Genomic DNA, 8,358 nt, shown 5'->3' with positions numbered 1-8,358 from the left:
TATGCGGACAAGTTAATTGCACGTTTTGCTAATCCGGCGCTGAAACATAAGACCTGGCAAATCGCAATGGATGGTAGCCAGAAATTACCGCAACGTATGCTGGCAGGTATTCGCATACATCTGGGGTGCGAAACGGACTGGTCGTTGCTGGCATTAGGCGTTGCTGGCTGGATGCGTTACGTCAGCGGCGTTGATGATGCCGGAAATGCCATTGATGTTCGCGATCCGCTTAGCGATAAAATTCGCGAACTTGTTGCGGGCAGCAGCAGTGAACAACGCGTAACCGCCCTGCTTTCCCTGCGTGAAGTTTTCGGTGATGATCTGCCAGATAACCCGCATTTTGTGCAGGCCATCGAACAAGCCTGGCAACAAATCGTACAATTCGGCGCACATCAGGCGCTATTAAACACCCTCAAAATTTAACGATTTCTGCGGTTAAAGCGGATGAAGCTCACCTTCGTCCGCTCTCCCCTTCTCTTTTCTGCCTTTTTTAGCCAGGATTAACGCTCAGTTAACTTACCAGAGTATTGCGGAGCCGTTGTGACCAGGACCAACCTCATCACCGGTTTTCTCGGCAGCGGGAAAACCACGTCGATTCTTCATCTGTTAGCCCATAAAGATCCCAACGAAAAATGGGCGGTACTGGTTAATGAATTTGGGGAAGTCGGAATTGATGGTGCTTTGCTCGCCGACAGCGGCGCATTGCTGAAAGAGATCCCCGGCGGCTGCATGTGCTGCGTTAATGGTTTACCCATGCAGGTAGGGTTGAATACCTTACTGCGTCAGGGAAAACCAGACCGCTTGTTGATAGAGCCGACCGGGCTGGGCCATCCGAAACAGATCCTCGATCTCTTAACCGCACCAGTCTATGAACCGTGGATAGATCTGCGCGCCACGTTGTGCATTCTCGATCCACGCCTGCTGCTGGACGAAAAAAGCGCCAGCAATGAAAACTTCCGTGACCAGCTGGCTGCCGCAGACATCATTGTCGCCAATAAATCCGACCGTGCGACACCTGAAAGCGAGCAAGCGCTACAGCGCTGGTGGCAGCAAAATGGTGGCGATCGACAATTAATTCACAGTGAGCATGGGAAAGTTGACGGTCATCTTCTGGATTTGCCGCGTCGCAATTTAGCCGAGTTGCCCGCCAGCGCCGCGCATTCTCATCAGCATGTCGTGAAAAAAGGGTTAGCAGCGTTAAGCCTGCCAGAGCATCAACGCTGGCGTCGCAGTCTGAACAGCGGGCAAGGATATCAGGCCTGCGGCTGGATATTCGACGCTGATACGGTATTCGACACCATTGGCATTCTGGAATGGGCGCGACTTGCACCGGTGGAACGCGTCAAAGGCGTGCTGCGTATTCCCGAAGGGCTGGTACGAATCAACCGTCAGGGCGATGACCTGCACATTGAAACGCAAAACGTTGCGCCACCGGACAGCCGTATTGAGCTGATTTCCAGCAGCGAAGCTGACTGGAATGCTTTGCAGAGCGCGCTGTTGAAGCTTCGTTTAGCGACTACCGCGTAAGGTTGCCTGCGTTTTTCAGTAAGATAATTAGAGAAAATATGATTAAAAATTTGCCGCAAATAGTGTTGTTGAATATTGTCGGCCTCGCGCTGTTTCTTTCCTGGTATATTCCCGTTAATCATGGATTCTGGTTGCCAATTGATGCGGATATTTTTTATTTCTTTAATCAGAAACTGGTCGAAAGTAAGGCCTTTTTGTGGCTGGTTGCATTGACCAACAATCGCGCTTTCGACGGTTGTTCTCTGCTGGCGATGGGAATGTTGATGCTGAGTTTCTGGCTGAAAGAAAACGCCCCTGGCAGACGACGTATCGTGATTATGGGTCTGGTCATGCTATTAACTGCAGTGGTATTAAACCAGCTGGGTCAGGCATTAATTCCTGTAAAACGGGCCAGCCCAACATTGACTTTTACCGATATTAACCGCGTCAGCGAACTGCTCTCTGTTCCCACGAAAGATGCCTCACGAGATAGCTTTCCCGGCGATCACGGCATGATGCTGCTTATTTTTTCGGCATTCATGTGGCGTTATTTCGGCAAAGTTGCAGGCCTTATCGCCCTTATTATTTTTGTGGTTTTTGCATTTCCCAGAGTAATGATTGGCGCACACTGGTTTACTGACATCATTGTCGGTTCGATGACCGTGATATTGATCGGTTTGCCCTGGGTGTTGCTGACGCCATTAAGTGATCGATTAATCACCTTTTTTGACAAATCACTACCGGGAAAAAACAAACATTTCCAAAACAAATAACTCACAGTAATTAACATCATCAGGCTTATTTTTATAGTGAGGATAATCCTGATGATGCGCACCGTGCTTTCATCCATCGCGCGCAAAAATCATTCTCTAAGTAAATGAATGGATTGCATGCGTTTCACTCAATCGTACTTTAATTGACCAATCCCGCTTATTAACTTTCTGTATCACTTTTTCTTATAAAAAATCATGTAAAACCGCTCGCCAAGACCGCACCAATCGGGTAATCTCGAACTCGTTTTGCCTCGGCGGTAGATTATCCTCACAGCATATAATTTTGTGCGTTAGTCCACAGATTTGGCCTTAAGGAATTGTTTCAACATGCCCAGGTAATTAGTCTCGTGTCGCTTGGCATTTTTTTATAACGATATTTGTCGTTAAGGACTTCAAGGGAAAACAAACAACATGGTCAAATCTCAACCGATTTTGAGATATATCTTGCGCGGGATCCCCGCGATTGCAGTAGCGGTTCTGCTTTCTGCATGTAGTGCAAATAACACCGCAAAGAATATGCATCCTGAGACACGTGCAGTGGGTAGTGAAACATCATCACTGCAAGCTTCTCAGGATGAATTTGAAAACCTGGTTCGTAATGTCGACGTAAAATCGCGAATTATGGATCAGTATGCTGACTGGAAAGGCGTACGTTATCGTCTGGGCGGCAGCACTAAAAAAGGTATCGATTGTTCTGGTTTCGTACAGCGTACATTCCGTGAGCAATTTGGCTTAGAACTTCCGCGTTCGACTTACGAACAGCAGGAAATGGGTAAATCTGTTTCCCGCAGTAATTTGCGTACGGGTGATTTAGTTCTGTTCCGTGCCGGTTCAACGGGACGCCATGTCGGTATTTATATCGGCAACAATCAGTTTGTCCATGCTTCCACCAGCAGTGGTGTTATTATTTCCAGCATGAATGAACCGTACTGGAAGAAGCGTTACAACGAAGCACGCCGGGTTCTCAGCCGCAGCTAATAAACCGTTTGGATGCAATCCCTTGGCTATCCTAACGAGTTAACTGAAAGCACTGCTTAGGCAGTGCTTTTTTGTTTTCATTCATCAGAGAAAATGATGTTTCCGCGTCTTGATCCAGGCTATAGTCCGGTCATTGTTATCTTTTAAATGTTGTCGTAATTTCAGGAAATTAACGGAATCATGTTCATACGCGCTCCCAATTCTGGACGTAAGCTCCTGCTTACCTGCATTGTTGCAGGCGTGATGATTGCGATACTGGTGAGTTGCCTTCAGTTTTTAGTGGCCTGGCATAAGCACGAAGTCAAATACGACACACTGATTACCGACGTACAAAAGTATCTCGATACCTATTTTGCCGACCTGAAATCCACTACTGACCGGCTCCAGCCGCTGACCTTAGATACCTGCCAGCAGGCTAACCCCGAACTGACCGCCCGCGCGGCGTTTAGCATGAATGTCCGTACGTTTGTGCTGGTGAAAGATAAAAAAACATTCTGTTCATCTGCGACCGGTGAGATGGACATTCCACTCAATGAATTGATTCCGGCGCTCGACATTAATAAAAATGTCGATATGGCGATCTTACCCGGCACGCCGATGGTGCCGAACAAACCCGCAATCGTCATCTGGTATCGCAACCCTTTGCTGAAAAATAGCGGCGTCTTTGCCGCTCTGAATCTCAACCTGACGCCTTCACTCTTTTATAGTTCACGGCAGGAAGATTACGATGGCGTCGCCCTCATTATTGGCAATACTGCGCTATCTACCTTTTCTTCACGTTTGATGAACGTTAACGAATTAACCGACATGCCAGTCCGTGAAACTAAAATTGCGGGCATTCCTCTGACCGTTCGGCTTTATGCAGATGACTGGACATGGAACGATGTGTGGTACGCATTTTTACTGGGCGGCATGAGTGGAACTGTCGTTGGCCTGCTCTGCTATTACCTGATGAGCGTACGTATGCGCCCCGGCAGAGAAATCATGACCGCCATCAAGCGCGAACAATTTTACGTGGCGTATCAACCGGTGGTGGATACACAAGCTTTGCGAGTAACGGGCCTGGAAGTACTGCTACGCTGGCGGCATCCTGTCGCGGGAGAAATTCCCCCGGATGCCTTCATTAACTTTGCCGAATCGCAAAAGATGATTGTGCCGCTGACTCAGCATCTGTTTGAGTTAATTGCCCGCGATGCCGCAGAATTAGAAAAAGTGCTGCCGGTAGGCGTCAAATTTGGCATTAACATTGCGCCGGACCATCTGCACAGCGAAAGCTTTAAAGCAGATATCCAGAAACTGCTCACTTCCCTACCCGCACACCATTTCCAGATTGTGCTGGAAATTACCGAGCGCGATATGCTGAAAGAGCAAGAAGCCACACAACTCTTCGCCTGGCTGCACTCGGTAGGCGTAGAAATTGCTATTGATGACTTCGGCACCGGGCACAGCGCGCTTATCTATCTTGAGCGTTTTACGCTCGATTATCTGAAAATTGACCGTGGATTTATCAACGCCATCGGTACGGAAACGATCACTTCACCCGTACTTGACGCGGTGCTGACGCTGGCGAAACGCCTCAATATGCTGACGGTTGCTGAAGGGGTCGAAACGCCGGAACAAGCGCGATGGCTAAGCGAACGCGGCGTTAATTTCATGCAAGGCTACTGGATTAGTCGCCCGTTACCGCTGGACGATTTTGTTCGCTGGCTGAAGAAACCGTATACGCCGCAGTGGTAAGGTGTGCTTACGTCCCTTATTATTCATAGTGAAAGCATGCCGGATTGCGGCTAATGATGAGTAAAAGGAAATCCGTTGCAGATGATTGTGCGCATACTGCTGCTGTTTATCGCTCTGTTCACCTTTGGTGCGCAGGCGCAGGCTATCAAGGAAAGCTATGCCTTTGCCGTGCTGGGCGAACCCCGGTACGCGTTTAATTTCAACCATTTTGATTATGTGAACCCCGCCGCGCCAAAAGGTGGGCAGATAACGTTGTCAGCCCTCGGTACCTTCGATAATTTCAACCGCTATGCACTGCGCGGCAACCCGGGCGCACGCACCGAGCAGCTGTACGACACGCTATTTACGACTTCCGATGACGAACCAGGCAGTTATTACCCGCTGATTGCTGAAAGCGCACGCTATGCTGACGATTATTCCTGGGTGGAGGTCGCTATTAATCCGCGCGCCCGTTTTCATGATGGTTCTCCCATTACTGCCCGCGATGTAGAGTTTACTTTTCAAAAATTTATGACCGAAGGCGTGCCGCAATTTCGTCTGGTCTACAAAGGCACCACCGTCAAAGCCATTGCGCCGTTAACCGTGCGCATTGAGTTAGCTAAACCCGGCAAAGAAGATATGTTGAGTCTGTTTTCGCTGCCGGTATTTCCAGAAAAGTACTGGAAGGATCACAAACTTAGCGATCCGCTCGCCACGCCTCCGCTTGCCAGTGGTCCGTACCGAATTACGTCCTGGAAAATGGGGCAAAATATTGTCTATTCCCGCGTGAAAGATTACTGGGCAGCAAACTTACCGGTAAACCGTGGACGCTGGAATTTCGACACCATTCGCTACGATTATTACCTCGATGATAATGTCGCCTTTGAAGCGTTTAAAGCAGGTGCCTTTGATTTGCGTATGGAAAACGACGCTAAAAACTGGGCCACGCGTTATACCGGTAAAAATTTCGATAAAAAATACATCATCAAAGATGAGCAAAAGAACGAATCAGCCCAGGATACGCGCTGGCTGGCGTTTAATATCCAACGTCCGGTATTCAGCGATCGCCGGGTCCGGGAAGCAATCACCCTCGCCTTTGACTTTGAATGGATGAACAAGGCGTTGTTTTACAATGCCTGGAGTCGCACGAACAGTTATTTTCAGAATACCGAATACGCGGCCAGAAATTACCCCGACGCCGCGGAGCTGGTGCTTCTGGCACCAATGAAAAAAGATCTACCGCCAGAAGTCTTCACACAAATCTACCAGCCGCCGGTATCTAAAGGCGATGGCTACGATCGTGACAACCTGTTAAAAGCCGACAAACTTCTCAACGAAGCGGGCTGGGTGCTGAAGGGTCAGCAACGCGTTAATGCCACAACGGGTCAGCCACTCAGCTTTGAATTATTGCTTCCCGCAAGCAGCAATAGTCAGTGGGTATTGCCGTTCCAGCACAGCCTGCAACGGCTGGGTATCAACATGGACATTCGCAAGGTGGATAACTCGCAAATCACCAACCGCATGCGCAGTCGCGACTATGACATGATGCCGCGCGTATGGCGGGCGATGCCGTGGCCCAGTTCCGATTTACAGATTTCCTGGTCATCGGAATATATCAATTCCACTTATAATGCCCCCGGCGTGCAAAGTCCGGTTATCGACTCGCTGATCAATCAAATTATTGCCGCGCAAGGAAATAAAGAAAAATTACTGCCGTTAGGGCGAGCACTGGATCGCGTATTAACGTGGAATTATTACATGCTGCCAATGTGGTACATGGCGGAAGACCGTCTCGCCTGGTGGGATAAATTCTCCCAACCCGCTGTACGCCCTGTTTACAGCCTGGGTATCGATACCTGGTGGTATGACGTTAATAAAGCGGCCAAACTGCCGTCCGCCAGCAAACAGGGAGAGTAGATGGGCGCTTACCTGATTCGCCGTCTGTTGCTGGTGATCCCAACATTATGGGCGATTATCACTATCAACTTTTTCATCGTGCAAATTGCGCCTGGCGGTCCGGTCGACCAGGCCATCGCCGCCATTGAGTTTGGTAATGCCGGAGTATTACCCGGCGCAGGCGGTGAAGGTATTCGCGCCAGCCATGCGCAAACGGGCGTCGGCAATATCAGCGACAGTAATTACCGTGGCGGACGCGGATTAGATCCAGAAGTGATCGCCGAGATCACTCATCGCTACGGTTTCGATAAGCCGATCCACGAACGTTACTTCAAAATGCTCTGGGACTACATCCGCTTTGATTTTGGTGATAGCCTGTTTCGCAGCGCCTCGGTGCTGACGCTGATTAAAGACAGTCTGCCGGTTTCCATCACCCTCGGATTGTGGAGCACGCTGATTATCTATCTGGTGTCGATTCCGTTAGGCATTCGCAAAGCTGTTTATAATGGGGGCCGCTTTGACGTCTGGAGTAGCGCATTTATCATCATCGGCTACGCCATTCCGGCCTTTTTGTTTGCCATCCTGCTGATTGTCTTCTTCGCGGGCGGCAGCTATTTCGACCTGTTCCCTCTACGCGGCCTGGTTTCCGCTAACTTTGATTCGCTGCCGTGGTATCAGAAAATCACCGATTATCTGTGGCATATCACGCTGCCGGTGCTGGCGACAGTGATTGGTGGCTTTGCGGCGCTGACCATGCTGACCAAAAACTCATTCCTTGATGAAGTGCGCAAGCAATACGTGGTGACCGCGCGTGCGAAAGGGGTAAGTGAAAAAAATATTCTCTGGAAACATGTGTTCCGCAACGCCATGCTGCTGGTGATTGCCGGTTTTCCGGCGACGTTTATAAGCATGTTTTTTACCGGCTCGCTGCTGATTGAAGTGATGTTTTCACTCAATGGCCTTGGCTTACTGGGCTACGAAGCGACCGTCTCGCGCGATTATCCTGTAATGTTTGGTACCTTGTATATTTTCACCCTGATTGGCCTGCTGCTGAATATTGTCAGTGATATCAGCTATACGCTGGTCGATCCGCGTATAGATTTTGAGGGACGTTAATGTCGCGACTCAGCCCCGTCAATCAGGCCCGTTGGGCGCGTTTTCGCCATAACCGTCGCGGCTACTGGTCGTTATGGATTTTCCTCGTTTTGTTTGGTTTGAGTTTGTGTTCTGAACTTATCGCCAACGATAAACCGTTGCTGGTACGTTATGACGGCAGTTGGTATTTCCCGTTGTTGAAAAACTACAGCGAAAGCGATTTTGGCGGCCCGCTGGCAAGTCAGGCTGATTATCAGGACCCGTGGCTGAAACAACGGCTGGAAAATAACGGCTGGGTACTGTGGGCACCGATTCGCTTTGGTGCTACCAGTATCTACTTTGCTACCGATAAGCCCTTCCCTTCTCCACCCTCCCGGCAAAACTGGCTGGGAAC

Annotated in this window: 6 protein-coding genes and 2 pseudogenes; all 8 read left to right on the top strand. The window is 49.5% G+C overall.

Translation table 11 applies throughout. The annotated features are described in order from the left end of the window. Positions 1-423 (top strand): annotated as a pseudogene (locus QZF50_RS21150) (fructuronate reductase); the annotation flags it as partial. Positions 424-540: 117 nt separating this feature from the next. Beyond that, positions 541-1,527 carry a zinc-binding GTPase YeiR gene (gene yeiR, locus QZF50_RS21145; protein WP_000198822.1) on the top strand — a complete coding sequence of 329 codons (987 nt, stop codon included), beginning with the start codon at positions 541-543 and terminating at the stop codon, positions 1,525-1,527. Positions 1,528-1,565: 38 nt separating this feature from the next. Continuing rightward, a complete protein-coding gene (lpxT, locus tag QZF50_RS21140) occupies positions 1,566-2,279 on the top strand; it encodes a Kdo(2)-lipid A phosphotransferase (RefSeq protein ID WP_001296828.1) in 714 nt (237 codons plus the stop codon). A gap of 411 nt (positions 2,280-2,690) precedes the next feature. After that, positions 2,691-3,257 (top strand): bifunctional murein DD-endopeptidase/murein LD-carboxypeptidase, encoded by a 567-nt coding sequence (gene mepS / locus QZF50_RS21135; RefSeq protein ID WP_000241011.1) that lies wholly within the window; start codon positions 2,691-2,693, stop codon positions 3,255-3,257. A 180-nt stretch (positions 3,258-3,437) separates the two neighbouring features. Continuing rightward, complete coding sequence (locus QZF50_RS21130) at positions 3,438-4,994, top strand: cyclic di-GMP phosphodiesterase (RefSeq protein WP_000470594.1); 1,557 nt, start codon at positions 3,438-3,440, stop codon at positions 4,992-4,994. 81 nt (positions 4,995-5,075) lie between these two features. Then, entirely contained in the window at positions 5,076-6,890 is a 1,815-nt protein-coding gene (locus QZF50_RS21125; RefSeq protein WP_001748566.1) for an extracellular solute-binding protein, read from the top strand. Beyond that, complete coding sequence (locus QZF50_RS21120) at positions 6,891-7,985, top strand: microcin C ABC transporter permease YejB (protein WP_001471872.1); 1,095 nt, start codon at positions 6,891-6,893, stop codon at positions 7,983-7,985. After that, positions 7,985-8,358 (top strand): annotated as a pseudogene (locus QZF50_RS21115) (ABC transporter permease); the annotation flags it as partial. The gene QZF50_RS21120 and the pseudogene QZF50_RS21115, both read left to right, overlap by 1 nt.

Source organism: uncultured Escherichia sp., assembly GCF_948475835.1.
Lineage (GTDB): Bacteria > Pseudomonadota > Gammaproteobacteria > Enterobacterales > Enterobacteriaceae > ECMA0423.
The sequence above is the reverse complement of the archived record's forward strand: the minus strand, read 5'-3'. Positions and strand labels throughout refer to the sequence as shown.